We start from the raw sequence: 27,000 nt of genomic DNA on the forward strand, positions 1-27,000 counted from the left end.
ACAAACTAAGGTTGCTTGTAAAAATATTATAACTACTGATTTTGGTTTTGTGTAGCATCCTGTCGGATTTTTTTGTTGGGCAAAATTCATCCATCATTCCGCTACGCTGAGAATGAGGACTTCTTTTGCCATTTACGTTAAATTAATTATCAATTGTCAATTATCAATTTTTTATGAAGCCCCTTGCAAAATTAATTGGACAACCGCTAGCTGTAGAATTGTTAGAAAGGGCGATCGCCATTAACCGTATTGCTCCTGCTTACTTGTTTGTGGGGGCAAAGGGCATCGGTAAGTCCTACGGGGCGAGGTGTTTTGCGGAAATGTTGATGATTCGCCCTGAAGATGATTATGGTGCCATGGTGCAAAAAATACAGGCAGGAAACCACCCCGATTTCCTTTGGGTTGAGCCTACATACACCGAAAAAGGTGAGCTGATTACTGTTTCCCAAGCTCAGGAACAGGGTTTAAAGCGAAAAAATGCTCCTCAAATCAGAATTGAACAAATAAGAGCAATCAGTGAATTTTTAGGTCGTCCCCCCCTCAAAGCCCCCCGTTCGGTGGTGATAATTGATGATGGGGAGTTGATGGCAGAATCGGCGGGAAATGCTTTATTAAAAACCCTTGAGGAGCCGGGGAGGGCTACTATTATTTTAATTGCCCCCAGTGTGGATGCCATTCTTTCTACCCTTGTATCCCGTTGTCAGATTATTCCTTTTTCTCGTCTGGGTGAGGATGATTTGGCTTATGTATTGCAACGGCAAAATGCGGGGGATGTGTTGGAATATCCTCAAGTGATTAAGTTGGCTCAAGGCTCTCCGGGTAAGGCTATGGGCGATCGCACTAAGCTGTTAGAAATACCGTCAGATTTACTTTCTAGGTTATCAAATCTACCCCAAGGGGCGATCGATGGGTTTAACCTTGCCAAGGAAATTAGCGACAATTTGGAGTTAGAAACCCAATTATGGTTAGCAGACTATTTACAGTCTTTGTATTGGGATAGGGAAAAGAATCAAGCCATGGTGGAAGGTTTAGAAAAGGTTAAAAGGGCTCTCAAAAGTTATGTACAACCTCGGCTAGTGTGGGATTGCTTTTATTTACAATCTATCACCTAATGGGCGATCGTCCATAGCAAAACAATAATAGACGGAGCAGTATATGTTTAGCTGAAAGTTATTCTTTAAACCTCCCGTAAGTATATGGCTAAATACGATCACTTATTTTACTTAAAATTAATATTTATTGCTGAAGGCAAAAGATATACTTACTTACTTATATACTTAAAAAAAGATATAATCGAAAGGATAAACACAGAAAAAATAAATCATGGACAATACCAGTCTAGCAGAACACTTTTTTGAATATTTCAATATATTTGTAGCTAATACCCAAGAGCTAAAAGAGCAAGTGTTCAGAATTAGGTATCAAGTATATTGTCAAGAACTAGGTTACGAACCCCCAGAAAATTTCCCCGATCAAATGGAAAAAGATGCTTACGATAATCGTTCTATCCATTGCATTTTACAACATAAATCAACGGGTATTTATGCAGGTTGTGTCCGTTTAGTATTATCAAATACCAGCGATATAAACCATCGTTTTCCCTTTGAAAGTGTTTGTCATAATCACGCTCTCAATTTTAAAGAAATACCAAGAACAAATATTACTGAAATATCACGACTTGCTGTAATTGCTCAATTTAGAAAAAGAGCAGGAGAAAAAAATACCCCCACTGGTTTAATCGTCTTTGAAAATCAAACTCCAGAAGAAATAAAGAATCAAAAAAGACGTTCTTCCGTGATTGCTTTAGGGCTTTATTTAACTGCCACAAGTCTTGGCATGGATTTAGGGCTTAGTCATGCTGTGACTCTAATGGAACCAAGATTAGCAAGACATTTACGCATGAGCGGATTGATTGCTCGTCCTATTGGCACGGTGGTTGATTTTCATGGCAAGAGAGGTCCATACATTATGGAAAAACAAGAAGTTTTGAGTGGCTTCAGTAAAAACATGGAAGTTTATCGTTTATTTAAAAAAATACAAGCTAGTATTAAAGACAATATTTCTTATAAATTTTGTTCGGCCTAAACATAAACTATATAAATTTGATATGGGCTTCAATACCAGCAAATTAGAACCAAATGATCCTCTATTACTAAATAATAGGTTTTTGTGCAATTCTCAACAATTTGAAGTTTGTGTTGCAAATACATCAAAGTTGAGAGAAGAAGTTTTTAAAATTCGCTATCAAGTTTATTGCCAAGAACTGGGCTATGAGTGTCTAAGTAGATTCCCTGATAAATTAGAACGAGATGCTTATGATTCTTGTTCTGTTCATTTACTACTTAAGTACAAGCCTAAAAATATATACATCGGTTGTGTACGTTTAGTACTTTCTTCAAATAGTCTTAAGCCACAGTTTCCCTTTGAAAATATATGTAATGATCATTTTCTTGATTTTAATCATATCCCTCGATCTTATTTTGGGGAAGTTTCTCGTCTAGCCGTGCTTCGAGAATTTCGTCATTGGAATCAAAAAATTTGTTATGGAGATTTTAATGGTTATGAAAGTAAATTATTTAACAAACGTCATTTGTCTATTATTCCTCTCATCCTTTATTTGGCAGTGACAAGTATTGTTTCTGATTTGGGTTTGCCATATGCTATTAGTTTTATGGAACCAAGGTTATCTCGTCAGTTAAAACTTTGTGGTTTGCATTCTTTTTCTTGTGGAAAATTTATTGAATTTAAAGGAACAAGAGGACTTTTTTTGATGAAAACTTCTCATGCAATTAATAATATCAACAAAGATATTTATCTTTATAATTTATTTAAAGCAATACAAGCCAATCTTATTGAAGTGAAATAATGAAAAAGCGATCTAAGAAATCGGGAATACCAAAAAAAAATAACAAGGAATTAGCTTCTTTTTTGTTATACATTGGCATAGGTGCTTTCGTAATGCTTATTGACTTGAGTATATTTCATATATTGTTAACACAAAATATTTATAGACCATTTGCTACAAGTATTTCTTATCTAACAGCCATAACAATACATTTTTTTCTTAATAAATTTTTAAATTTTAAAAGCTTCAAAAGGTCAACCTTTCAGCAAATGTTGAGATATATAATCGTAGCTTGTGTATGCTGGTTAACCACAGTTATCGTCATTGAATTTTGTGTGGAGATTATAAACATTAGTGATTTACTAGCAAAAATAATCGGAATACTTATTAATGTACCCGTTAGTTTTTTAGGTCACCGTTATTTCACTTTCACTAACAAATAAGACAACTAATATAGTGTCATGTTTTATGAAATATTATACTTTCAACTAAAAAATCCGATAATAATTAATTATTATCGGACTTTAGATCTAGTAAGAAATTTCTTCGCTTTTAGTTTTCTTTTTACTTTTCAATCCTCCCAAAGCAGCAATACCAGCAAGAGAGAATAAACTAAAAGTCATAGTGGGTTCAGGCACAGGGGCGGGATCAAGACTTGACAATCTCCCAGAAACAGTACTAGAGAAAGTTGCACCATTCGTTAATGCAATAAGTAGAGCTTGTAATGCTTCATCATCATCACTAGGGTCACTTATACTAAGACCACCACCACCAATCTGTGATGTAAAAGTTGCCTCGCCATTATATGCAAAAGTACCATCTGAATTAAAGAAGCGTCCAAAACCCGTTACTGCTAAAGTTACACTAGTAGTTGTCGCTCCAAGCACCGTCGGATCTCCTGATATTGAATCAAGAGTAAAAGAAAACGCTGTTGGAGTAAGATCAGGAAAAGTCTCAGAGACAGTAATAAATTCTTCAACTGAATCTCCGTCTAAACCACTGGGATTTCCAACCAAGATACCACCTGGCTTAATTGTTATGTCCTTTAATGAAAGTCGACTTCCATTAAACGGAAAAAAATCTTTTGTGCCACCACTTAAGGAACCGATAGGTATCGAACCACCAGCTAGTGTCAATTCTGCAAAATCAAAAAATGTTCCTCCAGTAGTAGGGATTAAAGGGTTAGGAGCTGCAGCGGATATGGTTACACTATATCCGCTAACATCAAATGTTCCTCCATTTCCTGCCAACGTTGCCGCTTCTGATACACCCACCATGACTGTCGTTCCGACGGTGGAGATTGATGTTGCGATAATTAAGTGCTTGAGTAAACTGTTATTCATATTCTTATTAGTACTTATAGTGAAAACTCTTAAGTACATAATATACCAAAGAAATAAAAAAAGCACATTTTTTTAGTCAAGAATTATAAAGTTTTGATAAAGAGTCGTAAAAATCGTCGTAAAGTTTGATATATAAAGATTTAACGCTGCTATTAAGAATAATTAGAAAATATTAAATTTGGTACTCATGTTTTTTTGCAATAAAATCAAAGAGTAAACCATTAAAAAGAAAGACTTGTTTTGTGTGTTGATGAATTGAGCCATCCCTCCTTTCCTCTATTTATAAAGCCAACATAGTTAATTGTATGAAAAAGTCTAATTCTAAAATTGCAAATCAAGAATTACATTTGTCTTGGATTGAAAATATATTCGTCAGTACATGTTTCAAGTTTTTTCATCTTGGCTTGTACCATTTATTGCCAGAATATGATGGAGATTATCCCAATATGTCATTATTAGATAAAGTTTTTTGGTTATACAAAAAAGATAATCCCTTAGTTCATAAAAGAAAAATTAGTGATGAAGTGAGTAATAAACTTAGCAAAGGAGATAATATTTTTGAAATTCCAGTTAATTTTTGCCCTTCATTTACAGCAAATATCTCCGCCGTAGGGGATATAATTCCAATGGAGAATATAGAAAAACAATCACGTCATATTTATGAAGATGTCTTTGAAGATCTATTGAATGTTGATTTTTCTTTTGCTAATTTGGAAGCTCCTGTTAATGTATCTGATAGAAATCTAAGCGTTAAAAAGAAGAACAAACAACCTCCATTACTATATTTTAGTTTGTTGCAATTAGATTACTTGATAAAATTTCGAGGGAGAACTTTTTCAGCCTTTTCAACCATCAATAATCATACGATGGATTTCGGCATAGATGGCGTTCTTGAAACAGTTGAATCAGTAAAACATCATGGAGTGATTCATTTAGGGACATACGTTCCAAAAAAGATGTCTGATAATCGTTTTCAAACAGTTGATATTAATGGAATAAATGTGGGTTTAATTGCTTTTTCTTTTGGACTAAATGGAAATAAACCAACTGATGACTATAAAAATTCTCTGAATGTGGTTAACCTTAATAGACCTTATTCTGAGATAGATTTATCTTCAATGAAGAAAGCTATTCTTGATGCCAAAGAAAGTGGATGTGATTTCATCATTTTATCTTTACATTGGGGACTAGAGTTTGAGTTTTTTCCAACCAAACATCAAGTAAAAGTTGCACATGATTTGGCAGAGATGGGAGTTGACCTAATATTAGGTCATCATCCTCACGTAATTCAACCCATCGAAAAATATCAAACAAAAAGAGATCCTTCTCGTTTTGTTCCTATTTGTTATTCACTGGGAAATTTAACTACTCCTGTTTATTCTACTCATGAATGTTTGAGTTTATTAGTAAAATTAAAATTAGTGAAAGGCACAATTAATAATACGAATAAAACCTATATTGAGAAGTGTGAAATACTACCTTTAATTTTGATAAAGTTTGATAAAAATGATTCTGATGAATATAGAATTAAAAAACTGGATGATATTTTCTACTTAAAAGAAAAATTTGAAAATTGTGTAGATTTAGAAAAGATTTATTATTATACAAATTTAATTTTATCGTAAATAATGTGACTATTCCTTTAGCTTGGTTTCAATTAACTCGTGAGAAAGCTCGTTTTGTAATAGCCTTGGCAGGTGTAACTTTTGCGGATATTTTAATGTTTATGCAATTAGGTTTTAGAGAGGCACTTTATAATAGTGCTACTCAGGTACACGCAAACATGAAAGCAGATTTAGTTCTTATTAGTCCTCAATCTGAAGCACTTCATAGAATGAAATTGTTTTCACGTAGGCGCTTATACCAAGTAGCTTCTTTGGAGGGAGTTGCTTCTGTAGCACCGATGTATATTAATGGGGCTGAATGGAAAAATCCAGAAACTCAGGTTAGTCGTATGATATTTGTTTTTGGCTTTAATCCATCACAACCAGTAATTGATTTACCAGAAATTAATAATAATTTAGATCAAATTTCAATACCTGATACTGTATTATTTGATGCGGCTTCTCGTTCAGAATTTGGACCCATCCAATATCTATTTGAAAAGGATGGAAGAGTTCACACTGAATTAAATCGTCGTCAAATAAAGGTTGGTGGTTTATTTTTTCTAGGAACCTCTTTTGCTGTTGATGGAAATTTATTTACCAGTGATATTAATTTTGTAAGGATTTTTCCAGACAGTGAATTAAGTCTAATAAATATTGGATTAATAAAAATTAAACCGGGTCATGATCAACAAAAGATTTTGAGGCAAATACAAAATAGTTTAGGGGATGATGTTAATGTGTTAACCCTCCAACAATTTATTGAATTTGAAAGAAATTTCTGGGTTACAAGTACAGCTATTGGCTTTATTTTTAGTTTAGGAACAATGATGGGTTTGATTGTTGGAGTGGTCATTGTTTATCAAATCCTATATTCAGATGTTTCAAACCATTTACCAGAATATGCTACCCTCAAGGCTATGGGTTATGGAGATGGTTATTTCTTTGTTTTGATTTTCCAAGAAGCTATTATTTTAGCTATTTTAGGTTTTATACCCGGTTTTATTATATCTTCTGGTTTATACACTTTAACTCGGGTTGCCACTGCTTTACCTATTGCGATGAAGTTAACCCAAGTTTTATTAATCTTACTTTTAACTATTATTATGTGTTTTATTTCAGGGGCGATCGCCGTTAGAAAATTAAAAGATGCTGACCCTGCGGATATATTCTAATTTTGATGTGTTAGGGTGCGATCGCAATCAAAATAAAGAGATAATACCAATTTCCTGATCCTGATAAAAAGCAACAATAGACTCATAGTTATTTCTTAACAGTAATTTGATGGTGTTAGTTGAGCAGTTTCCTGAACGAATCCAAATAACTTTAGGTGGAAAACCCTTCAAAATGAGTAATTCATTAAAATCAGAATCCTTAGGAACAATTATGTAGTTTTGTTTGTTGGCGGTTTCCCAGACAATAGTATCGGATTGCTGATCTAACCCCATTAAATAAAGATGATTAGAATTAGGATAAATATCCACTAAAACATCAACTAAATGTGGTGATAAATTATGATCAAAAAGTAATTTCATTAGCTAACAAAAACCATTTGATGTTCACGATCTGCTGCATAACTCAAACAAGCTAAAATATCCTCTTTTGTTAAATAGGGAAAATCTTCTAATATTTCTTCATAAGTCATTCCTGAAGCAAGATAGGATAGAACGTCATACACAGTAATTCTCATTCCTCTGATACAAGGTTTTCCGCTTCTTTTTCCCGATTCTATAGTAATAATATCTTTATATGACATGACATTCTTTCTGATTCATTAGCCCTATCATTATATTCTATCTCAAAGGCAGTCAGACTCTTAATATTACTAGGTTGGTTTCACTCTAAACTAACTTCAGCCATACGATCAATCAGACGTAGTCTGACAGTTTTTTGTGCTGCAAAATAGATCCTTTTAAGTTCACCCTTCACTCATATTTATTATTCGGTTCCTAAGTGCGATCGCCTTTATCAATTACCTAGCTTCAACCAATTAAAAAGCTCATCAACAGAAATTTGCCAATTTTGTAAAATATCTAATGTACTTAATTGATCATCATGGTACTTAATTTCTGGCAATTTATTTGCTTGAAAAATCATCACTGATTTATCTTTGGTGTCAATAAACCAACCCAATTTTGTGCCATGGTTTAAACAAAAAATAATTTTATTAATCACACTATTGGGAGATTGTTCGGGAGACAAGATTTCAATAATCCAATCAGGAGGAATTTGAAAACGATCAATTATTTCTCCTTGCTCATCCAAAGGGATATTTTCCCACAAAAAAACGCTAATATCAGGAACGATTGAACGATTAGCAAAGGTACATCTTAACTCAGTTAATGCCAAAACCAAATTGTCAGATTCTCCCGCTTGGTTAATTGCGGTGGACAAACGAGTTTGTAAACGACTATGTTTCCCTTGGGGCATAATTTTGGGGTAAATATTACCGTCGATATATTCTTGTGCTGGTTTGGTTTCTGGTAAATTTAAAAACTCTGCTAGGGAAATTTTTTTTTCTAAAGCAACTACCATACTCAGTTCTGCTTTTTTTACTAAATAACTAAATTATAAATCTTTCTTCAAATACGATTCTAAAATATCATCTATCTAAGGTGCGATCACAAAGTGGCAGGCTACGCCTGATCGCCCATTATCCTATCTCCCTCAATTCTTTCACTATACAAAAAAAAAGAGTCAACCCAACGAGTTAACTCCTTTATTTATATATACCCCCAAGGGAATTCGAATCCCTGTCGCCTCCGTGAAAGGGAGGTGTCCTAGGCCTCTAGACGATGGGGGCTAGGTCTTACGATGAACTCAGGCTTTTGTTTCCCTCGTTTAACGCACATATATTAATATAACGAATCTATTTTGTAGTGTCAAGGAAATGGGGGATTTTTTTTTAATTATCTGCCGATTTTAAAAATTAAGGAATAATTCCATGGTTTTCAACCATTATTGAATTCTTTAACTAGGGTGGAAGTAGTCATAAATATTTTGAGCTAAACTAGGGCCAATGCCATCCACTGCTTGTATTTGCTTGACACTGGCTTCCCTGATGTAATCTACGGAGTGAAAGTGAGCTAACAGACGTTTTTGGCGCTCAAATCCTAATCCTAATATTTGGTCAAGTTGCGATCGCCTAGAGGCCTTTAATCGTTGTTGTCGGTGGAAAGTGACAGCGAAACGGTGGGCTTCATCCCTTAACCTTCTTAATAATTGTACCCCTGCTTGTTCCGCATCGGTGGGCAAAGGCTGGGATTGTCGGGGCAAAAATATTTCTTCCCTTTTTTTAGCTAAACTAATTACCTTCACCTTTTCCATCAGTTGCAACTCCTCCAATACCTCACACACCGCCGAGAGTTGCCCTTTTCCCCCATCTATCATAACTAAGTCAGGATGGGGGTCGTTACCCGAAAAACGTCGTCTAATCACCTCCTGCAACGATAAAAAATCATCGGAATGTCCGATGGTGATGGTGGGGTTTTTAATTTTGTAATGACGATAATATTGTTTGGCAGGTTGCCCATCGATGAATACCACCCTAGATGCCACCGCATTAGAGCCTTGGAGATGGGATATATCATACCCTTCGATGTGTTTGGGAAGGTGGTGTAGATGCAAAATATGGCTTAAATCCTCCATGGCTTCCAGATTAGCTAGGGCTGATTTTTGAGTTTTTTCTAGTTCAATGTAAGCATTTTTTTCCACCATGTTGATCAATTCGGCTTTAATTTGCCTTTGGGGATTGGTAATGGTGATTTTTTTCCCTGTCTTTTCCCCTAACCATTCCATCAACATTTCTCCATCCTTTAGGGGATGTTGTACCAAAATTTCGTTAGGAATCTCTAAGGGTTCAATTTGTTGATAATGTTGCTCTAATACCCTTTGTAATATCTCCCCTGCTTCGGTTTCCATGCCGTTGTCGGTATAAAAGCCTAATCTACCTACCAAACGCCCCGCCCTAATCTGGAATAGTTGGATACAGGTATGGTCTTGATCTTGGGCAAGGGCGATCGCATCTTGGGATATGGTATCATCGGGCAGGGCTACCTTTTGAGTGGCAAATAATTGCTCCAAACTGTTGATTTGATCTCGATATTTAGCTGCTTTTTCAAAATCAAGATTTTCTGCTGCCCTTTCCATCTGTTGTTTTAATTGACTAATTAGTTCGTTTGTTCTACCTTGAAAAATAAGGGCAATTTTTTCGATAATTTGGTGATAGTCTTGGGGAGAAATAAGATTTTGACATACTCCCGGGCATTTTCCCAAATCATAGTTTAAACAGGGTCTATCTTTATGTAATGGCTTGGGGCGTTGTCGCAGGGGAAAGTTACCTTTAATTAAATCGAGGGTGTGGCGTAATCCCCTTGTATCAGTATAGGGCCCATAGTAGCGATCGCCCTTATTTTTTACCCTTCTTTTACGGGTGATAAAAATACGAGGATATTTTTCTGACCATGTAATGCACACATAAGGATACTTCTTATCATCCTTGAGTAACACATTAAAATGGGGTTGGTGTTGCTTAATTAAATTCGCCTCCAGTGCCAATGCCTCGGCTTCGGTATCGGTGACAATAAAATCTATATCCCGTATCTGGGATACCATCAAAGCAATACGGTTACTATGGCGTTGGGAAGGGGCAAAATAGGATGATACCCTTTTGCGTAAATTTTTCGCCTTACCTATATATAATATCTCCCCAGTGCGATCGCGCATAAAATAAACCCCCGCATCCGAGGGCAAATCCTTCATTTTAGGCAACGGATAATGTGCAACCATGTTAATAAATAAAAAATCTTCTCTTTACATATTTTAACAAAGACAGATAATGAGTAAAGCAGATAAAATTCTTGCAAAAATGAAACTTAATCCCCATGATTGGCGTATTGAAAGTCTAAAAACTGTCGCACAGACTTATAGTATAGAATGGAGACAAAAAGGAACCTCCCATGTCGTTTTCATTAGAAATAATGGCAAAACATTACCAATTCCAGCTCATCGCCCGATTAAACCCATATATATTAAAAAGTTTATCAATTTTTTAGAGAATTAGTATGATGAATAATTTGTTTTCATACCCCTTTGAAATTAGACCTTTAAACGAAGAAGAAGGTGGTGGTTATTTAATTTCTTTTCCTGATTTTAATGAGTGTATTTCTGATGGAGAAACTCCTGAAGAAGCGATGCAGAATGGTTTTGATGCTTTACAAGAAACCATTGACGCTTTAAATTATCAGGGTTTTTCCATTCCTGAGCCTTTCAGTGCAAATACAAGTAAAAATAATATTGCTTCACAAATATCAGAAAATTTATACCAACGCTTGGAAAATATAGCACAAAAAAATAGTGTGAGTGTAAATAGCTTAATTAACTCACTGTTAGAAGAAAGTTTAAACAAAAAAGAAGCAAATATTATCTGTTAATATTTACCCATCATTAACACATTAAAATTAACCCATCCCTATGGCTGAAATTACTTTAGTAACAGGTGCTGCTAGTAGTGGAAAAAGCGAATGGGCAGAATCCCTTGCCAAAAATCAATCCCAACAAGTTATTTATATTGCCACTGCTCAAAAAATAGCATCCGATGCTGAATGGATGGAAAAAATTAAAATTCATCAGCAAAGGAGACCTCAATCATGGCAATCTTTAGAAGTACCATTTGACTTACCAAATACTATTAATGAATTCCATGGTAATCAATTGATATTAATCGATTCTCTTGGTACATGGGTTGCAAATTTTATCGAAAAAGATGATACTTTTTGGCAAAAACAAATAGAGCAATTATTAGATAGTTTACATCGTAGTAATAGTAAAATTATTTTGGTGGCAGAAGAAACGGGATGGGGGGTAATTCCTGCCTATGACATGGGGCGTTTATTCCGTAATCGTCTCGGTAGTTTAACCCGTCAAATTGGACAACTTGCCGATGAGGTTTTTTTGGTGGTGGCAGGCTATGCGGTAGATATTAGACAAATTGGAGTTAATCTGAATATTTACCCTACACAGAAACCCTGATGTTCATTTTTTCATGGGTAAAGTATTTTTTTAGCTTTGTGGATGGGGGTTGAGATTCCAAAGATAATTGACTATCATAGTAAAAGAATTAGCTATCGTGTTGGTGACTGCTTATCAAGTTTTTTGATCTATAACTTGAAAAATTTGGATATTGATTGAGTTCTCGTTGCAGTAAACCGAGCATGTACTCGGAAACGAATACAGAAACATCGGCATCCCCCTGGTAATCCAGGTCATAAACTGAAGTAAAACGGCACGATGGTTAATTTTTTTGTCATAATATTAAGCCATATCTACCATAGGAAAGACCATGGCAAGAAATGAAAGTAAATGGCAATTTTGGATTGATAGGGGCGGTACTTTCACTGATGTAATTGCCCTAACTCCAGAAAAACAAGTAATTACCCATAAGTTATTGTCAGAAAATCCCGAGCAATATACTGATGCGGCGGTGGAAGGTATCAGGGTTTTAATGGCCATTCCCCCTGGGCAACCTCTACCTCTCAAAGATATAGAAGTGGTGAAAATGGGAACAACGGTAGCCACAAATGCCCTCTTAGAGAGAAAGGGGGAAAGGGTGGTATTAGTCACTAATGAGGGTTTTGGAGATGCCTTGCGCATTGGTTATCAACATCGCCCTAATATTTTTGCCCGTGAAATCATTTTACCCTCCATGGTATATGAGGAAATAATCGAAGTTTCTGCCCGTTATTCTCCCCATGGGGAGGAGTTAAGCCCTGTTAATGAGAAAAAAGTCATTGAAGACTTACAGCGGGTGTATGACCAAGGAATTAGGTGCTGTGCCATTATTTTACTCCATGGTTATCGCTACAGTGATCATGAAAAACGTATAGGGGCGATCGCCCGTAACCTCGGATTTAGCCAAATTTCCGTTTCCCACGAAGTTAGCCCCCTCATGAAATTAGTAAGTAGGGGAGACACCACCGTGGTAGATGCCTATTTATCCCCCATTTTACGTCGTTATGTGGATCAGGTGCAACAAGAAATGGGCAACCGAGGGCAAAAAGATATATTACCCAAACTGATGTTTATGCAGTCTAACGGGGGGCTAGTCAACTCATCCCAATTTCAAGGTAAAGATAGCATCTTATCTGGCCCTGCGGGGGGCATTGTGGGCGCGGTGAAAACCTGTCAGAAAGCAGGAATTAACAAAATTGTCACCTTCGATATGGGCGGCACTTCCACCGATGTAGCCCACTTTAACGGGGAATACGAGCGCACCCTAGACACCGAAATCGCAGGGGTAAGACTACGCACCCCCATGATGGCCATCGATACCGTAGCGGCGGGGGGAGGCTCTATATGTACCTTTGATGGTTTAAACTATCGAGTGGGGCCAGAATCGGCGGGGGCAAACCCAGGACCTGCTTGTTATGGCAAAGGAGGAGATTTAACCATAACTGATTGTAATTTATTTTTAGGTAAGATACAACCTGACTTTTTTCCTCACATTTTTGGCAAAGATGGTAAATCACCCTTAGATATAGACGTAGTAAATAAAAAATTTATTGCCCTTCAAAATCAATTAGAAAACCCCATTTCTACCGAAAAAATTGCTTCAGGCTTCTTAAAAATAGCCGTAGAAATAATGGCAATCGCCCTTAAAAAAGTCTCTCTCCAAAAAGGCTATAACATTAGTGAATATACCCTATGTTGTTTTGGGGGTGCAGGAGGACAACACGCCTGTTTAATCGCCGAATCTTTAGGTATCAGGAATATTGTTATCCATCCCCTCGCTGGGGTTTTATCCGCCTATGGCATTGGTTTGGCAGATATTCGTATTATCAAAGAAAAAAGCCAAGAAAAAATCTTTACCCCCTCCCTCATAACAGAATTAAACCAAGACTTTGAGCAACTAAAACAAGAAATCCTAACCGAATTATCCCACCAAGTAAACAAAATTGACCAAGAAAAAATCACCTATAAACAAAAGATATATCTTAAATATCAAGGCACAGATTCATCCCTTGAAATAGACTATCATAACTACTCAGAAATTACCCAAAAATTTAACCAAGCCCACAAAAAATTATATGGTTTTATCCTCGAAAATAAACCCTTGATAGTAGAACAAATTTCCCTCGAACTAATTAACCCTACCTATGAAGATTCATTACCAGAAATACAACAAAAAACAGTAAACCAACTAACCCCCATCACCCATGTACAACTTTATAGCAAAAATAAATGGCATAATACCCCTGTTTTTCAACGGCAAGAAATTCCCCCCAATCAACCCATAATAGGGCCAGCATTAATCATCGAATCCACAGGCACAAACGTTATCGAAGCCGATTGGCAAGGGGAGATTAGTAAAGATAATAACCTAATTCTTACATCCTTAAAACAAAAAAATCAAACCTCTCCATCCAACTCCCACAACATCATTAAAAAAGACCTTATTTTATTAGAAATTTTTAATAATCTTTTCCGCTTCATTGCCGAAGAAATGGGCATAACTTTACAAAAAACAAGCTACTCAGTAAACATCAAAGAAAGACTAGATTTTTCCTGTGCAATTTTTGATCAAAAAGGGCAATTAGTAGCCAATGCTCCCCATATTCCTGTGCATCTTGGTTCCATGGGTGAAACAGTAAAAGCCCTTATAAAAAGTAAGGCAAATCAACTCAAAAAAGGAGATGTTTATATTACTAATAACCCCTACAATGGAGGAACCCATTTACCAGATATTACCGCCATTACTCCCGTATTTATTCACTCAGAAAAACCAGACTTTTTTGTGGCTTCTAGGGGACACCATAGCGACATCGGGGGCATCACTCCGGGTTCCATGCCTCCCATGAGTAAAAGTATTGAAGAAGAAGGTATTTTAATCGACAATTTTTGTTTAGTAGAAGCAGGAAAATTAAGGGAAGAAAAACTATTAGAATTACTAACAAACCATCCCTATCCTGTGCGAAATTATCAGCAAAACTTAGCCGACTTACAAGCACAAATTGCTGCCAATGAAAAGGGATTACAAGAGTTAACAAAACTAGCCGAGTATTACGGCTTAGAAACCGTTAAACAATATATGGATTTTGCCCAAGAAAATGCCGAAGAGTGCGTAAAAGATGCCATTAAATTACTAAAAAATGGTCAATTTACCAGTCACCTAGATAATGGGGCAACCATTAGTATCAAAGTAACTATTAATGACCATAAAGATCAAGCTACCATCGATTTTACAGGCACATCAGCACCCCTAGACAATAATTTTAATGCTCCCATATCCGTATGTAAGGCCGTGGTTTTATACGTATTTCGCACCCTCGTTGATAAAGACATTCCCCTCAATGCAGGATGTTTGAAACCCTTAGAAATAATTATGCCTCCTAACTGTTTTTTGAACCCACAATATCCCCATGCCGTGGTAGCAGGAAACGTGGAAACCTCCCAACAAATAACCAATTGCCTCTATGGCGCTTTGGGCATCATGGCAAACTCTCAAGGCACGATGAATAATTTTACTTTTGGTAATGAAAAGTATCAATACTATGAAACCATCTGCGGTGGTTCAGGGGCAGGGTATAATTACCATGGTACCGATGCAATCCAAACCCATATGACTAACTCCAGATTAACAGATCCTGAAGTGTTGGAGTGGCGTTTTCCTGTACGTTTAGAATCTTTTTCTATCCGTCGGGGTAGTGGTGGTAAGGGGGATTTTCGGGGCGGTGATGGGGTAATCCGTAAAGTTCGTTTTTTGGAATCCATGACGGCGGCTATTTTATCTAGTCATCGTTTCATACCTCCATCGGGTTTAAATGGTGGAGGAAGTGGTGCAGTGGGTAAAAATTATGTGATAAGAGAAAATGGAGAGGTGGAAACCCTTGGGGCAACCGCTGAGGTGGAAATGGGTGTTAATGATATTTTTGTCATTGAAACCCCGGGGGGCGGAGGGGCTAATAATTAATAATTGATAGTGGATAATTGATAATATTCTTTAATGTTCAAGGGTTGATTACAGGGAAAATTTTAACTATTTGATTTTCTTAATTATTAAAGATTTTAAGCAATGATATGATAACTTAACTAAATACTCCTTCTATACCTTATTTATGGATATTATTACAATGGTTGGTTTGATGGCTGGTACTTTAACCACTATTTCTTTTCTTCCCCAAGCCCTCAAAACTTGGCGTTCAAAATCAGCGAAAGATATTTCTTTAACGATGTTTCTTTGTTTTTGTGTAGGGGTAATTCTTTGGATTATCTATGGTTTTTTTATTATGGATATTCCTGTGTTATTAACTAATTTAGTAACTTTAATTTTGGCAGGGAGTATTCTGTTTTTTAAACTGAAATTTAAGTAATTTAATGATTTTTGTTATCATAGTTTGTTCTATTAATGTTTTAATGGCGATCGCCCTTATTATAATTTTAATAAACCTAATAAAAATCAATAGCAAACTAAAAGAAATCAATCAATTATTAGAAGGAATAGAACTAGAGTTAAATCTTATTTTAAAACAAATACCCCTATCAATTTTGACCGTAGGCTTAGAAGTAAAAAAAACAAAAATAAAATACCAACAGTGGAAGTATAACTATCAAAAAATCCAAAAAATTATTATAATTGCGAGAATAATTTACACCGTTACCCGCAAAGCAAATATTTCAATTATCCCTAACCATGAAGTCACCACAATTTAAAACAAATCTTGACTACGAGAAAGCAAACTTATTAATGCAACCCGTTTACATCAGAGTAGTGGATAACATTAGAAAACAAGCAGAGATAAATAACTGGGATATAACCTATGAAGAAATTAATGAGCCCTTTCCTAGTCATATTTTGACCCAAAAAAAAGGAGATATAGTAAAAGAAACTAATGTTTGGTTTATCTGTTTCCAAGTGTGTTTTAAAGAGTTTACCATAGAACAAAATCAACCCGTAGAAATTGATTCTATGTTAGTAAATGATGCAGGAGAATTAAATTGGGATGGGATAGAAAAGAAAACTCAATTAATTGTTAAAAATTTATTTGATGATAATTAATACCTTAATCTTGATAATTAGGTAAACCTAACGGGATTATTCCCCCCGGGTTAAGGGGGAAAAGATTACCATAATAGTCTTTTTTTATGGTCTCAAAATCACAGGTTTCTTTTATTCCTTCTAATTTATAAATTTCCTGTACATAACGAGAAATATTTGGATAATCAGCAATTCTTTTAATATTACATTTAAACAAACCAAAATAAACCAAATCAAAACGGATTAAAGTAGTAAAGAAACGAATATCAGCAAGGGTTAATTCATCACCGCATAGGTAGCGATTATTTCCTAAGACTATATCAATATCATCCAGCAAATTAAACAATCCATAACAAGCATCTTCATAAGCCTTTTGAGTTTGGGCGAATCCACAACGATAAACCCCATTATTGATGTGATGATATATTTTTTGATTCCAACTATCTATATTTTCTTTTAAACTATCTGGATATAAATTTAATTCAGGAAAAGAAGCATATTCATTGAAACAGCTATTAAGTAAAACAATGATTTCTGAACTTTCATTATTAACAATGGTTTTAGTTTTTTTATCCCATAAAACTGGTACGGTGCAACGCCCTTGATAACTACTATCAGACAGAAAATATAATTGCTTTAAGGTATAAAAATTTTCTGAGCCTTGGGGAATTATCCATCCTCCATCTGCTGGAGAAGGTACAACAATTTCTAGGTCAATTACTTCTTCTAAACCTTTTAATGTTCTAACAATTAGGGTACGATGGGCCCAAGGACAACTTAAACCAGCGTAGAGAGTATAACGATTTTTTTCTGGGGTATAAATACTATTTTGATGGATACCATGGCGATATGTGCTTGAAGGGCGTTGATAGTTGCCATTGTCGCTAGGGGCTAGGTTGGACATCATTAATTGCCACATGGTTTTCCATGTAGTTTGGGCAATCTGAATTAACCATTTTTGATTTAACATGAATTTTTATTCTAAACATTAACGGCAATTAAACCTAAATCTATGTATTTTTTTACTATCAATTTATTATCTGCTAAAATGACATCGAAGCTATAAAAATGATGAACAGAATTACTTTCAATAACTCCTTTTAGTTCTAGTTTAAAAAATTTTGATTTTTTCCCTCTTATTCTTCTATTAAAACGTATTTTTACAATAACTGTCTCTGTCTTTTTATTAAAATATAATACCTCTCCTCGAATAGAAAAATAATCTTGCGGTAAGGATTTTTCTGATATTAAATGATTTGACTTATCGGGAGGAGAAATGCCAATTATCTGTAAGTAAAGTTGTTCGCTATTGCGAATTTTATGGGGATAAACAATCCAATTTTGAGCTTTATTAACATCCACATGATTTTTTATCGAACTAATAGCCTTTGATAAAATGACGCTATCAAATTTTTCTCCATCCCTTGTTTCCATCACTCCTTTGGTTAGTTTACCTTCTAGGGGGGTGTATTTCCCTTGAATGATTCCTATGGCCCGATATTGTTTAGGATGGCTAGGAATGGGAATCGGATTATAAGAAAAGCCATCTAAATCGGGCAAAAATTGATTAGGATTAGGTAAGGAGGGATTACTCAAATTCACTCTGATAATAAGATGATTAAGGATTAATAAAAAAATTATATATTTATATACCTTTAGGATAGCTTTTTCTGAGGCACGGGGAACAAATTAACCATAAATAATGTGAGGAGTGCATATGTCTCAACTAAACACAGCGAAATTATTAGTTAAATGTTTAGAAAATGAAGGGGTAGAGTACATTTTTGGTTTGCCAGGGGAAGAAAATTTGGACATTCTCGAGGCTCTCAAAAATTCTACTATCCAGTTTATCACGGTTCGTCATGAGCAGGGGGCGGCTTTTATGGCGGATGTCTATGGACGTTTGACGGGAAAGGCGGGGGTATGTTTATCAACCCTTGGCCCTGGGGCTACTAATTTAATGACGGGGGTGGCGGATGCTAACCTTGATGGGGCGCCGTTGGTGGCGATTACGGGGCAGGTAGGCACTGATAGGATGCACATTGAGTCTCATCAGTATTTGGATTTGGTGGCGATGTTTGCCCCTGTGACGAAGTGGAATAAGCAGATTGTGCGCCCGGGTATTACCCCAGAGGTGGTGCGTAAGGCGTTTAAGGTTGCCCAGAAGGAGAAACCGGGGGCTGTACACATCGATTTACCTGAAAATATTGCGGCGATGGTGGCGGATGGAAAGCCTTTGAGAATTGATCAACGGGAAAAGATCTATGCTTCTAATCGTAGCATTAATGGGGCGGCTTTGGCGATCGCCCGGGCAAAAAATCCTTTAATCTTGGCAGGAAATGGTGCTATTCGGGCAAGGGCAACGGAATCGTTGACGGAGTTTGCTACCCGTTTAAATATTCCTGTGGCGAATACTTTTATGGGTAAGGGGGCGATTCCTTATCTTCATCCCCTTTCTTTGTGGACGGTGGGCTTACAGCAACGGGATTTTATCACCTGTGGATTTGAACAGGCGGATTTAATTATTGCGGTGGGTTATGATTTGATTGAGTATTCCCCGAAAAAATGGAATCCTGATGGTACTACTCCTATTATCCATATTGCTACCCATTCAGCGGAGGTTGACAGTAGTTATATCCCTGAAGTGGAAGTGGTGGGGGATATTGCTGATGCCCTTGATGAAATTGCCAAAAGGTGCGATCGCACTGGCAAACCTATCCCTTTTTCTGCTACCCTCAAGAAGGATATTCGGGAAAACTATGAACAATACGCCCATGATGAAGGCTTCCCCATTAAACCCCAGAAAATAATCTACGATTTGCGACAAGTGATGGGTTCGGAGGATATAGTTATTAGTGATGTAGGCGCCCATAAAATGTGGATGGCTAGGCATTACCACGCAGAAGCCCCTAACACCTGTATTATTTCCAACGGTTTCGCTGCCATGGGTATCGCTATTCCGGGGGCATTGGCGGCCAAATTAGTCCACCCCGATAAAAAAGTAGTGGCAGTAACGGGGGATGGAGGATTTATGATGAATTGCCAAGAGTTAGAAACCGCCATGAGAGTCAAAACTCCTTTTGTTACCCTTATTTTTAATGACAATGCTTACGGCTTAATCGGCTGGAAACAAAATAATCAATTTGGCTCATCTAGTTTTGTGGATTTTACTAACCCTGACTTTGTTAAATTTGCCGAGAGTATGGGTTTAAAAGGTTATCGAGTGACTGCCACCGAGGATTTAATTCCCATCCTTAAAGAAGCCCTCGCCCAAAATGTTCCCGCTGTCATTGATTGCCCTGTGGACTATGCGGAGAATCTTCGTTTTTCTGAAAAAGCAGGGGATTTGAATTGCCCTATTTAGGGTTATGGGGGGAATGGGCATTAGTAAAATACTTTTTGCTCATTAAAGGTATTATTTCACGTTTAAATTAATCAACGCTTAATTTGATACCCCCATTTTTGTCTTTTAATCAAATTTTGAAATATATATATATCTATGGATAACGACACAGGCTATCTTTTGGTAGTACATGGCAGTAGAAATTCTCAATATCAGGTTTATCTGGATAAACTTGCCCATCTAACCCGTGAGGAGTTAGAAACCCAAGGAAGAAATAGCCATGTTGATACGGCATATCTGGAACTTTCTTCACAATCCTTGGCGGAAAAAATCACCGATTTTGCTCATTTTTGTCATGGGAAGGGTTATAAACAAATCAAAATTTTACCCCTATTTCTCTTTTCTGGCACCCATGTAATGGAAGATATACCCGAAGAAGGTGCGATCGCCCTTAAAAATACTTCTAAAATTGGTATAGATATAAAAATATTGCCCCATTTAGGCTCTAAAGGCTCGTTAATAGAGTTATTAGAACAAAAATATCAAAAATACCCTAATCATACTCGACTCTTAATAAGCCACGGTACAAGACTAGAGCAAGGAAAAAAAGAAGCCCAACTATTAACGGAAAAAACTTCAGCAACCTTGGCTTTTTGGTCAATGAATCCTTTTTACGATCAAGTTATCATAGATTTACTTGAATCAGGAGTTAAAAATATCGCTCTGCTTCCTTACTTTTTATTTCCCGGTAAGATTACAAAGGCGATCGCCCTTAGGGCAGAAGAAATAAAAACTCAATATAATAATGTTAACTTAGCAATTATAGACCCTTTAGGAGCTACCCCTGAATTAGCCCATATCATAGTAGAAAATCTTCTCGAAAAATGATTATCTTCTCTTGCTAAAGCACAGCGCAAAGGTTTTTCTTGCAAAGTAGCAATAGTATTCATCAAGCCACGAAACCAAGAATCTGCATAACCACCATCATATCTTTTATGCCACAAATAAACTGACTCAATTTCGCCCTTAGCATAAGTCGTCAACTTAACCTGATATGTCATGCTTGGTTTCCATCTCGCTAACAAAATTCTCCAAAGATTGAGTATTACCTTGTTTTACGTCTATTAAACCTTTTTGAATCCCTAACATTGCTTCAAGGCGATCAATTTTTTCTAATAATTGTTGGTAAGACATCGCATCCTGTACGATTATTTCGGCCTTACCATTTACCGTTAAAATCATTGGACTACCCGTTTCCTTTATTTGACTGATTAAATTATTAGTATTACGTTTAAAAGTAGAAAGAGATTGAATATCTCGACTTAAATTAATCATAACCCCCCATTTAGCATCGAATTTACATCTAATTTAGCACAAATGTTAGTCAAACTTACCCAGTTGGAAAAATATGTTGCCATCCCTAAGATTGATTGATAGGGTTATTTATTTTCCCCCATGGCTAAAAGGGCAACCCCATAACAGGCTTCCGTGTGAGGAGATTTAAGCACAGGCACATTTAACTTTAATTCCCTTATCTGTCGCCATGGCTCATTTACCGCACCTCCCCCAGCGGTATATACTTTAGTGAAGGGGTTTGCCCCTAGTTGTTGTAATAATTCATAGCCTTTCTTCTCAATATCGGCGATGCCTTCTAAAATACCTTGGAAAAAAAGTAGAGGATTATCGGGTTTTGGTTCTAATTTTGGGTTTAATTCGGGATTATTAATAGGAAAACGATCGCCCTTATTTATTAATGGATAATAATGGTAATTAAGAAGATTATTAGGATTAATATTATTAGTCAACTCCTGTAACTGTTGAGGAGAAAAAAAATGTTTTAAAACCGCACCGCCCGTATTAGAAGCCCCCCCAGTTAACCACAAATTTCCTAAGCGATGGCTATAGATACCATAACGACTATTATCGATTTTCTTGTCACTAAGAAGTTTTAAAACAAGGGTTGAACCCAAGGAAGTTACCCCCTCCCCCGTAGTTTTGACTCCACTAGCTAAAAAAGCGGCGATACTATCGGTAGTGCCTGTTTTTATGACACATTGGGGATTGATATTAAATTTTTTACTAATATTTGCCATGATAGGGGCAACGGTTTCCCCTGGGTGTTTAATGGTAGGTAAAAGATGGGAAAAAGGTTTATTTTTTAGCCATGAAGGATAGGTTAAATTTTCCACGTCATAACCTAATTTGAGGGCATTATGATAATCGCTAATACCTAGTTTTCCATGTAACAAAAAACCGAGATAATCTGCTTGATGGAGAAAATAATGGGCTTGGTTAAAAATAGGTTGTTGATACCACCAATAAAGTTTGGCAAGGCTAGAAGTAGCACTGAGGGTAAGATGATTTTCGGGGACAAATTCTCGCAGTTGAGGGAGTACGTTTTTTCCTCGACTATCGTTATACCAAAGGGCATTGGTGAGGGGTTTTCCTTCTTTGTCGCACAATAAAACCGTGCTAGATGTACCCGAAAGGGCGATCGCCCTTAAATTTTGTTTTACATTGAGAGGTAATTGGGAAAAAACCTCCCAGATTGTCTCCCTCCATTGGGAAAAATGATCATAATTATGGCATTGTATCTTAATAATATCGGTACATTGATAATTTTGATCAGAGGCGATCGCCCTTACCCCCGAAGTACCAAAATCAAAACCTAAATAAAAATTATCTGCCATAACACCTCAATTTCACAGCAAAACACGAATATATAAATGCAAAGGTTTTAGCACAACATAATTGTTAATTGTCCATTGTTCATTGTCAACTGTTAACTGCTCCCTATGTTAGAATAGGCATTATTCTTGACCGTCCATGGTGATTACTAATCCTATAAAAAATAACCCTGTTATGACAGTAACTCAAGTAAGTGCGATCGATCCCAACATAAAAAAAGATTTTCCCATCCTTGACCAAGAAATCAACGGCCATCCCCTAATTTACTTCGATAACGCCGCCACATCTCAAAAACCCACCGCCGTTATCAACGCCCTCAGAAACTACTATGAGTTAAACAATGCCAACGTCCATAGAGGCGCCCATAGTCTTAGCGGAAGGGCAACCGATGATTACGAAGGGGCAAGGGATAAAGTAGCAAAATTCATTAACGCCCGTAGTCGCAACGAAATCGTCTATACCCGTAACGCCAGTGAAGCCATTAATGTGGTTGCCTATACCTGGGGTTTAACCAACCTCAAAGAAGGTGACGAAATTATCTTGAGCGTCATGGAACACCATAGTAACATAGTTCCTTGGCAAATTATCGCCCAAAAAACAGGGGCAAAAATCCGTTTTGTCGAACTTACCGACACCGAAGAATTTAACCTTCAACAATATAAAACCTTCCTCAACGAAAAAACCAAATTAGTATCCATCGTCCATGTTTCTAATACCCTCGGTTGCATCAACCCCGTAGAAGAAATCATTGATTTAGCCCATAAGCAGGGGGCAAAAGTATTAATTGATGCCTGTCAGAGTCTTCCCCATCTCCCCATCGATGTCCAAGCCATGGATTGTGATTGGTTAGTAGGCTCAGGACATAAAATGTGTGCTACCACAGGGATAGGATTTTTATACGGTAAGGAAGAATTATTATTAGAAATGCCCCCTTTCCTTGGGGGAGGAGAAATGATTGGGGAGGTATATCTTGACCATTTTACCTGCGGTGAATTACCCCACAAATTTGAAGCAGGTACCCCTGCCATCGGTGAAGCCATTGCCCTCGGTGCGGCGGTGGATTATTTAACGAATATTGGCATGGATAAAATTCACGCCTATGAGGAGGAATTAACGGCTTATTTATTTGAGAGGTTAAACAAAATTCCTAACTTAAAAATTTACGGCAATCAACCCACCCCAGAGGGTAAAGGAAGGGCTTGTTTAGCTGCTTTTAATGTTCAGGGTATCCATGCTAGTGATTTGGCTACACTCCTTGATAATGAAGGGGTTGCCATTCGTTCTGGGCATCATTGCACCCAACCTTTACACCGATATTTAGAAATTTCTGGTAGTGCGAGGGCTAGTCTTTATTTTTACAATACTTTTGAGGAAATAGATGTCTTTGTTAAAGCACTCCAAGAAACCATTGATTTTTTTACACAAATGATGTAGGGGAATAATTGATAATGGAGAATTGATAATTGATAATGCAGGTTTTTTGGTAAATAATATTTAATTGCCCTGCTTACCATGGGTAGGTAATACTGAATTCGTAAAGAACAGTATACTAATAAAACGAACGATAGGCTTAAACCCACTGCCAAAAATAATAAATAAAAGTATATTTTATAAATCATACTTAGTATAAAATGAAGCCCTTTAAAATTCTGTTGTTATCCATAATTCCTTTTCTAACTATCAATCTCCCTGCAAAAGCAGAGGTAGCGGAAATCAGAAATCCATCATGGCAATTAGTACCTAATTCCGCTGGATTGGAGGTTTATGTTAATCTCAACGGTTTGACTAGAAATGCGAACATTATCACCTATGATGTGGTGAATGCTGATGCAAGTTATACCAGACTTCAGGCTAACTGTCGCACTAATCGCTATCGTGCCATTAGACAAGGTGATTTTCAATCGGCTACCCGTGTATCTTTTGTCAGTCTTAATCCGGGGTGGAGTAGTCCATCTAAACCGTTGGATACTTCTTTGATTAATTTTGTTTGTCGCAAATAAGATTCTGGGGTGGGCATTGCCCACCTTTATTTATTCTTAGATGGCAGTATCTTCATCTTCTACCCAAGGGGAAAAATCGATGTCCTCATCTTCTTCTGTCATAGAGGATTGCTGAATATCATTATTTTGAGGTAATTCTGAAGAGTCTTGCAGGGCTTCTGTGGGTTTATTTTCGGGGTTAAAATCAGTTTGAGTATAATCATTCTGAGTACCGTTATTCGTATTTAATAAACCTTTTATTTGTCCTAATAAACTGCCTAATTTTCCTTCATCCATGAGGGTATTTATCAAAGATAAACCGCTGGTAGAAAATAACAATTTATTGATGTCGTTACCGTTGCTTTGCCCGTTGTTGTTGCCGTTTGCCCCAGGAAATGAGTAAATTCTGGCATCTCCTAAAATACCGGGTTGAGGGGCGATCGCCCTTAGTAATTCAGGCAATTGGGGGGCTATTTCGGGGAAAATGAATTTTATGATCTCCGCTGTCCGATTTGCGTCACTGAGGCTATTATCGGCATTAATGAGAGCTTTTTTACCTTCAGCTTCAGCTATCAATTTATACTTCTGAGCATCCGCTAGGGTACGGATAGATTCGGCTTCTAATTCTGCTGCCTGACGGGCAATTTCGGCTTGACGACGACGACGGAAAACATCAATTTCCACCACGTTTTGATCAGTAATACGTTTTTCTGCCGCTTCCCTTTCCGCCACAATTAGGGATAGTTGTTTTTGTCTTTCCGCATTTTCTACCTCTCGGGCAGTTTTAACCCCTTCCTCTGCTTCTGCCCGTTGGGCTTCGGCGACAAACCTTTCTTTCTCTTTATTGGCGATCGCAATGGAGGCTTCCTGTTGGGCAATTTGGGACTCTTGATCAGCTTCAGCTATGGCTATCTGAGCGCGTAAACGAGTGGCTTCTACGGTGCGCTGACGGTCAATCTGAGCCACTTCCGCCTCTTGCTCCTGTAAAGTTTGAGCGACACGGAACTTTTTATTTTGCTCCTCTAGGCTAATATTAGCTTCAATTTGACTTTGTTGTACCGCCAATTGTTGTTTAATTCGTTCCTCTTCAATGGCCTGTTGTTGTAGAATTTTATTACGTTCAATTTTAGCCTGTTCTTGATCTTTTGATTCTTGAACCTCCCTTTCCCGTTGGGCTTTAAGAAATTCAATGTCTTTCATCTTGGTTAACTTAGCCTCTTCCTTATCCTTACCAATCAACAAAGACTGCTTCTCGGCCGCTAATTCCTGTTGCTCAATGGCGACTTGGGTACTCAATTCAATTTCCCTTTTTTCCCTCGTCATCTCCAATTCCACATCCAATTTTTGCTTAATGGATTTTTGGATGGTTTCCGTGCGCAACCTTACCCCTTGGGCATCAAAATAATTATTTTCATCATAGGTATCACTTTCCTCAATTTCCGAGATGGCAATGTTGTTAAGGGTTAAACCCACCTTGCGTAAATCCTGCTGAATTAGGTTTAAAACCTCCTCCGCAAAACCTAATTTATCCGAGTCAATGTCCGCAATGGTTTTCTTTTTCGCCGCCGCCCGAATGGCATCATCTGCCCGTTTTTCGAGGGCATCTTTTATATCTACTTCCGAGATTTTACCCTGTTTTGATAATCGTTGAGCCGCCGTCAACACGGAATCTTTATCGGCACTAATGCAAACATAGAAAGTAACCCGCATATTCGCCCGTAAATAGTCCTTGGTGCGCACCGCCAAATTGCCCTGTCTTACCACATCAATGGAAATCTCCCGTAATGGCACTCTGGTTAATTCATGGAAACCGGGGATAACCATACAACCACCATTGAGAATAACTTTTTTATCTTTGGTGAAAATGCCCCCCGTGCGTACAAAGGCTTCGTTGTTAGGGGTGATGGTATAAACCCTGGTGTAACCCCAAATGGCAATCAAACCAAGGACGACTAAGGCTGCAATTAAGCCACCAAAAAAGGTCATATTTCCGATGTTTAATTGTCCCATAACAGGGTTAGTATTAATGGGAATTGTGGCGGTGGTTTCGTTTAAATTTCTATGTTGAATAGGTAAGGATTGAGTATTATTTTCTAATCCTAATTGATCTACATTAATGGTAGGTAATTGTTGGATAAAAGTAAGCCAGAAGTTGTTCATCTTTTT

General features: G+C 37.0%; 27 protein-coding genes, 1 tRNA gene and 1 other RNA gene. 18 read left to right on the forward strand and 11 right to left on the reverse strand.

Features of this window, described 5'->3' with window-relative positions:
* The first annotated feature begins 173 nt into the window (after positions 1-173).
* From ACXITR_RS08630 to ACXITR_RS08645, 4 genes are all read left to right on the forward strand, one after another.
* Positions 174-1,112, forward strand: coding sequence for a DNA polymerase III subunit delta' (locus ACXITR_RS08630; RefSeq protein ID WP_457996824.1), 939 nt, complete (start codon positions 174-176; stop codon positions 1,110-1,112).
* A 211-nt stretch (positions 1,113-1,323) separates the two neighbouring features.
* Positions 1,324-2,085 carry a PEP-CTERM/exosortase system-associated acyltransferase gene (locus tag ACXITR_RS08635; RefSeq protein ID WP_457996825.1) on the forward strand — a complete coding sequence of 254 codons (762 nt, stop codon included), beginning with the start codon at positions 1,324-1,326 and terminating at the stop codon, positions 2,083-2,085.
* Positions 2,086-2,107: 22 nt separating this feature from the next.
* The gene (locus tag ACXITR_RS08640) at positions 2,108-2,866 is read left to right on the forward strand and encodes a PEP-CTERM/exosortase system-associated acyltransferase (RefSeq protein WP_457996826.1); all 759 of its coding nucleotides are present in this window, start codon (positions 2,108-2,110) and stop codon (positions 2,864-2,866) included.
* Complete coding sequence (locus tag ACXITR_RS08645; RefSeq protein WP_457996827.1) at positions 2,866-3,288, forward strand: GtrA family protein; 423 nt, start codon at positions 2,866-2,868, stop codon at positions 3,286-3,288. Before ACXITR_RS08640 ends, ACXITR_RS08645 begins: the two co-directional genes overlap by 1 nt.
* An 87-nt stretch (positions 3,289-3,375) precedes the next feature.
* On the opposite strand, the gene ACXITR_RS08650 is transcribed toward ACXITR_RS08645, so the two are convergent.
* Positions 3,376-4,188: a hypothetical protein gene (locus ACXITR_RS08650; RefSeq protein ID WP_457996828.1), complete on the reverse strand. Its 813-nt coding sequence runs from the start codon at positions 4,186-4,188 to the stop codon at positions 3,376-3,378.
* 305 nt (positions 4,189-4,493) lie between these two features.
* Between ACXITR_RS08650 and ACXITR_RS08655 the strand changes: the two genes are divergently transcribed.
* On the forward strand, positions 4,494-5,813 hold the full coding sequence (locus ACXITR_RS08655) for a CapA family protein (protein ID WP_457996829.1): 1,320 nt from the start codon (positions 4,494-4,496) through the stop codon (positions 5,811-5,813).
* Between the two features lie 5 nt (positions 5,814-5,818).
* Positions 5,819-6,967: an ABC transporter permease DevC gene (devC, locus tag ACXITR_RS08660; protein WP_457996830.1), complete on the forward strand. Its 1,149-nt coding sequence runs from the start codon at positions 5,819-5,821 to the stop codon at positions 6,965-6,967.
* A 27-nt stretch (positions 6,968-6,994) separates the two neighbouring features.
* Here the strand turns inward: devC and ACXITR_RS08665 are convergent, their stop codons facing one another.
* The 5 genes from ACXITR_RS08665 to uvrC all read right to left on the reverse strand — a co-directional run bounded on the left by ACXITR_RS08665 (position 6,995) and on the right by uvrC (position 10,580).
* On the reverse strand, positions 6,995-7,327 hold the full coding sequence (locus ACXITR_RS08665; protein WP_457996831.1) for a DUF5615 family PIN-like protein: 333 nt from the start codon (positions 7,325-7,327) through the stop codon (positions 6,995-6,997).
* On the reverse strand, positions 7,327-7,548 hold the full coding sequence (locus tag ACXITR_RS08670) for a DUF433 domain-containing protein (protein WP_457996832.1): 222 nt from the start codon (positions 7,546-7,548) through the stop codon (positions 7,327-7,329). The genes ACXITR_RS08665 and ACXITR_RS08670 overlap by 1 nt, the downstream gene beginning before the upstream one ends.
* A 212-nt stretch (positions 7,549-7,760) precedes the next feature.
* A complete protein-coding gene (locus ACXITR_RS08675; protein WP_457996833.1) occupies positions 7,761-8,327 on the reverse strand; it encodes a Uma2 family endonuclease in 567 nt (188 codons plus the stop codon).
* Positions 8,328-8,522: 195 nt separating this feature from the next.
* Positions 8,523-8,595, reverse strand: a tRNA-Glu gene (locus ACXITR_RS08680).
* A gap of 167 nt (positions 8,596-8,762) precedes the next feature.
* Positions 8,763-10,580 carry an excinuclease ABC subunit UvrC gene (gene uvrC / locus ACXITR_RS08685; RefSeq protein WP_457996834.1) on the reverse strand — a complete coding sequence of 606 codons (1,818 nt, stop codon included), beginning with the start codon at positions 10,578-10,580 and terminating at the stop codon, positions 8,763-8,765.
* Between the two features lie 49 nt (positions 10,581-10,629).
* On the opposite strand from uvrC, the gene ACXITR_RS08690 reads away from it, so the two are divergent.
* The 8 genes from ACXITR_RS08690 (at position 10,630) to ACXITR_RS08725 (ending at position 16,845) form a co-directional block, all read left to right on the forward strand.
* Complete coding sequence (locus tag ACXITR_RS08690) at positions 10,630-10,854, forward strand: hypothetical protein (protein WP_457996835.1); 225 nt, start codon at positions 10,630-10,632, stop codon at positions 10,852-10,854.
* Position 10,855: 1 nt separating this feature from the next.
* Positions 10,856-11,224 (forward strand): type II toxin-antitoxin system HicB family antitoxin, encoded by a 369-nt coding sequence (locus ACXITR_RS08695; RefSeq protein WP_457996836.1) that lies wholly within the window; start codon positions 10,856-10,858, stop codon positions 11,222-11,224.
* A gap of 40 nt (positions 11,225-11,264) precedes the next feature.
* Positions 11,265-11,822 (forward strand): bifunctional adenosylcobinamide kinase/adenosylcobinamide-phosphate guanylyltransferase, encoded by a 558-nt coding sequence (gene cobU / locus ACXITR_RS08700; protein WP_457996837.1) that lies wholly within the window; start codon positions 11,265-11,267, stop codon positions 11,820-11,822.
* Between the two features lie 86 nt (positions 11,823-11,908).
* A non-coding RNA gene (ssrS, locus tag ACXITR_RS08705) (6S RNA) lies at positions 11,909-12,091 on the forward strand.
* A 41-nt stretch (positions 12,092-12,132) separates the two neighbouring features.
* A complete protein-coding gene (locus ACXITR_RS08710) occupies positions 12,133-15,759 on the forward strand; it encodes a hydantoinase B/oxoprolinase family protein (RefSeq protein ID WP_457996838.1) in 3,627 nt (1,208 codons plus the stop codon).
* Positions 15,760-15,904: 145 nt separating this feature from the next.
* The gene (locus ACXITR_RS08715; protein ID WP_457996839.1) at positions 15,905-16,159 is read left to right on the forward strand and encodes a SemiSWEET transporter; all 255 of its coding nucleotides are present in this window, start codon (positions 15,905-15,907) and stop codon (positions 16,157-16,159) included.
* A gap of 4 nt (positions 16,160-16,163) precedes the next feature.
* On the forward strand, positions 16,164-16,499 hold the full coding sequence (locus ACXITR_RS08720; RefSeq protein WP_457996840.1) for a hypothetical protein: 336 nt from the start codon (positions 16,164-16,166) through the stop codon (positions 16,497-16,499).
* The gene (locus ACXITR_RS08725; protein ID WP_457996841.1) at positions 16,480-16,845 is read left to right on the forward strand and encodes a hypothetical protein; all 366 of its coding nucleotides are present in this window, start codon (positions 16,480-16,482) and stop codon (positions 16,843-16,845) included. Before ACXITR_RS08720 ends, ACXITR_RS08725 begins: the two co-directional genes overlap by 20 nt.
* Positions 16,846-16,849: 4 nt before the next feature.
* Here ACXITR_RS08725 and ACXITR_RS08730 read toward each other — a convergent pair whose 3' ends face one another.
* Both ACXITR_RS08730 and ACXITR_RS08735 read right to left on the reverse strand, forming a co-directional pair.
* Entirely contained in the window at positions 16,850-17,794 is a 945-nt protein-coding gene (locus ACXITR_RS08730) for a glutathione S-transferase family protein (protein WP_457996842.1), read from the reverse strand.
* An 11-nt stretch (positions 17,795-17,805) separates the two neighbouring features.
* On the reverse strand, positions 17,806-18,420 hold the full coding sequence (locus tag ACXITR_RS08735; RefSeq protein ID WP_457996843.1) for a 2-dehydropantoate 2-reductase: 615 nt from the start codon (positions 18,418-18,420) through the stop codon (positions 17,806-17,808).
* A 121-nt stretch (positions 18,421-18,541) separates the two neighbouring features.
* Between ACXITR_RS08735 and ACXITR_RS08740 the strand changes: the two genes are divergently transcribed.
* Positions 18,542-20,188: an acetolactate synthase large subunit gene (locus ACXITR_RS08740; protein WP_457996844.1), complete on the forward strand. Its 1,647-nt coding sequence runs from the start codon at positions 18,542-18,544 to the stop codon at positions 20,186-20,188.
* A 135-nt stretch (positions 20,189-20,323) separates the two neighbouring features.
* Positions 20,324-21,055 (forward strand): sirohydrochlorin chelatase, encoded by a 732-nt coding sequence (locus ACXITR_RS08745; protein ID WP_457996845.1) that lies wholly within the window; start codon positions 20,324-20,326, stop codon positions 21,053-21,055.
* A gap of 156 nt (positions 21,056-21,211) precedes the next feature.
* Here the strand turns inward: ACXITR_RS08745 and ACXITR_RS08750 are convergent, their stop codons facing one another.
* Positions 21,212-21,502 (reverse strand): type II toxin-antitoxin system Phd/YefM family antitoxin, encoded by a 291-nt coding sequence (locus ACXITR_RS08750; protein ID WP_457996846.1) that lies wholly within the window; start codon positions 21,500-21,502, stop codon positions 21,212-21,214.
* 104 nt (positions 21,503-21,606) lie between these two features.
* Positions 21,607-22,857 (reverse strand): FGGY-family carbohydrate kinase, encoded by a 1,251-nt coding sequence (locus ACXITR_RS08755; protein WP_457996847.1) that lies wholly within the window; start codon positions 22,855-22,857, stop codon positions 21,607-21,609.
* A gap of 172 nt (positions 22,858-23,029) precedes the next feature.
* Between ACXITR_RS08755 and ACXITR_RS08760 the strand changes: the two genes are divergently transcribed.
* Entirely contained in the window at positions 23,030-24,289 is a 1,260-nt protein-coding gene (locus ACXITR_RS08760) for a SufS family cysteine desulfurase (RefSeq protein WP_457996848.1), read from the forward strand.
* A 197-nt stretch (positions 24,290-24,486) separates the two neighbouring features.
* On the forward strand, positions 24,487-24,855 hold the full coding sequence (locus ACXITR_RS08765; protein ID WP_457996849.1) for a hypothetical protein: 369 nt from the start codon (positions 24,487-24,489) through the stop codon (positions 24,853-24,855).
* A gap of 36 nt (positions 24,856-24,891) precedes the next feature.
* Here ACXITR_RS08765 and ACXITR_RS08770 read toward each other — a convergent pair whose 3' ends face one another.
* Complete coding sequence (locus ACXITR_RS08770) at positions 24,892-26,994, reverse strand: flotillin family protein (RefSeq protein ID WP_457996850.1); 2,103 nt, start codon at positions 26,992-26,994, stop codon at positions 24,892-24,894.
* Positions 26,995-27,000 lie beyond the last annotated feature (6 nt).

This window comes from Cyanobacterium sp., from assembly GCF_054166785.1.

What these genes read in the sequence shown, in the direction of transcription:
- ACXITR_RS08630 (WP_457996824.1), top strand. Translation starts at nt 174, where the DNA reads ATGAAGCCCCTTGCAAAATTAATTGGACAACCGCTAGCTGTAGAATTG.
- ACXITR_RS08635 (WP_457996825.1), top strand. Translation starts at nt 1,324, where the DNA reads ATGGACAATACCAGTCTAGCAGAACACTTTTTTGAATATTTCAATATA.
- ACXITR_RS08640 (WP_457996826.1), top strand. Translation starts at nt 2,108, where the DNA reads ATGGGCTTCAATACCAGCAAATTAGAACCAAATGATCCTCTATTACTA.
- ACXITR_RS08645 (WP_457996827.1), top strand. Translation starts at nt 2,866, where the DNA reads ATGAAAAAGCGATCTAAGAAATCGGGAATACCAAAAAAAAATAACAAG.
- ACXITR_RS08650 (WP_457996828.1), bottom strand. Translation starts at nt 4,188, where the DNA reads ATGAATAACAGTTTACTCAAGCACTTAATTATCGCAACATCAATCTCC.
- ACXITR_RS08655 (WP_457996829.1), top strand. Translation starts at nt 4,494, where the DNA reads ATGAAAAAGTCTAATTCTAAAATTGCAAATCAAGAATTACATTTGTCT.
- ACXITR_RS08665 (WP_457996831.1), bottom strand. Translation starts at nt 7,327, where the DNA reads ATGAAATTACTTTTTGATCATAATTTATCACCACATTTAGTTGATGTT.
- ACXITR_RS08670 (WP_457996832.1), bottom strand. Translation starts at nt 7,548, where the DNA reads ATGTCATATAAAGATATTATTACTATAGAATCGGGAAAAAGAAGCGGA.
- ACXITR_RS08675 (WP_457996833.1), bottom strand. Translation starts at nt 8,327, where the DNA reads ATGGTAGTTGCTTTAGAAAAAAAAATTTCCCTAGCAGAGTTTTTAAAT.
- uvrC (WP_457996834.1), bottom strand. Translation starts at nt 10,580, where the DNA reads ATGGTTGCACATTATCCGTTGCCTAAAATGAAGGATTTGCCCTCGGAT.
- ACXITR_RS08690 (WP_457996835.1), top strand. Translation starts at nt 10,630, where the DNA reads ATGAGTAAAGCAGATAAAATTCTTGCAAAAATGAAACTTAATCCCCAT.
- ACXITR_RS08695 (WP_457996836.1), top strand. Translation starts at nt 10,856, where the DNA reads ATGATGAATAATTTGTTTTCATACCCCTTTGAAATTAGACCTTTAAAC.
- cobU (WP_457996837.1), top strand. Translation starts at nt 11,265, where the DNA reads ATGGCTGAAATTACTTTAGTAACAGGTGCTGCTAGTAGTGGAAAAAGC.
- ACXITR_RS08710 (WP_457996838.1), top strand. Translation starts at nt 12,133, where the DNA reads ATGGCAAGAAATGAAAGTAAATGGCAATTTTGGATTGATAGGGGCGGT.
- ACXITR_RS08715 (WP_457996839.1), top strand. Translation starts at nt 15,905, where the DNA reads ATGGATATTATTACAATGGTTGGTTTGATGGCTGGTACTTTAACCACT.
- ACXITR_RS08720 (WP_457996840.1), top strand. Translation starts at nt 16,164, where the DNA reads ATGATTTTTGTTATCATAGTTTGTTCTATTAATGTTTTAATGGCGATC.
- ACXITR_RS08725 (WP_457996841.1), top strand. Translation starts at nt 16,480, where the DNA reads ATGAAGTCACCACAATTTAAAACAAATCTTGACTACGAGAAAGCAAAC.
- ACXITR_RS08730 (WP_457996842.1), bottom strand. Translation starts at nt 17,794, where the DNA reads ATGTTAAATCAAAAATGGTTAATTCAGATTGCCCAAACTACATGGAAA.
- ACXITR_RS08740 (WP_457996844.1), top strand. Translation starts at nt 18,542, where the DNA reads ATGTCTCAACTAAACACAGCGAAATTATTAGTTAAATGTTTAGAAAAT.
- ACXITR_RS08745 (WP_457996845.1), top strand. Translation starts at nt 20,324, where the DNA reads ATGGATAACGACACAGGCTATCTTTTGGTAGTACATGGCAGTAGAAAT.
- ACXITR_RS08750 (WP_457996846.1), bottom strand. Translation starts at nt 21,502, where the DNA reads ATGATTAATTTAAGTCGAGATATTCAATCTCTTTCTACTTTTAAACGT.
- ACXITR_RS08755 (WP_457996847.1), bottom strand. Translation starts at nt 22,857, where the DNA reads ATGGCAGATAATTTTTATTTAGGTTTTGATTTTGGTACTTCGGGGGTA.
- ACXITR_RS08760 (WP_457996848.1), top strand. Translation starts at nt 23,030, where the DNA reads ATGACAGTAACTCAAGTAAGTGCGATCGATCCCAACATAAAAAAAGAT.
- ACXITR_RS08765 (WP_457996849.1), top strand. Translation starts at nt 24,487, where the DNA reads ATGAAGCCCTTTAAAATTCTGTTGTTATCCATAATTCCTTTTCTAACT.
- ACXITR_RS08770 (WP_457996850.1), bottom strand. Translation starts at nt 26,994, where the DNA reads ATGAACAACTTCTGGCTTACTTTTATCCAACAATTACCTACCATTAAT.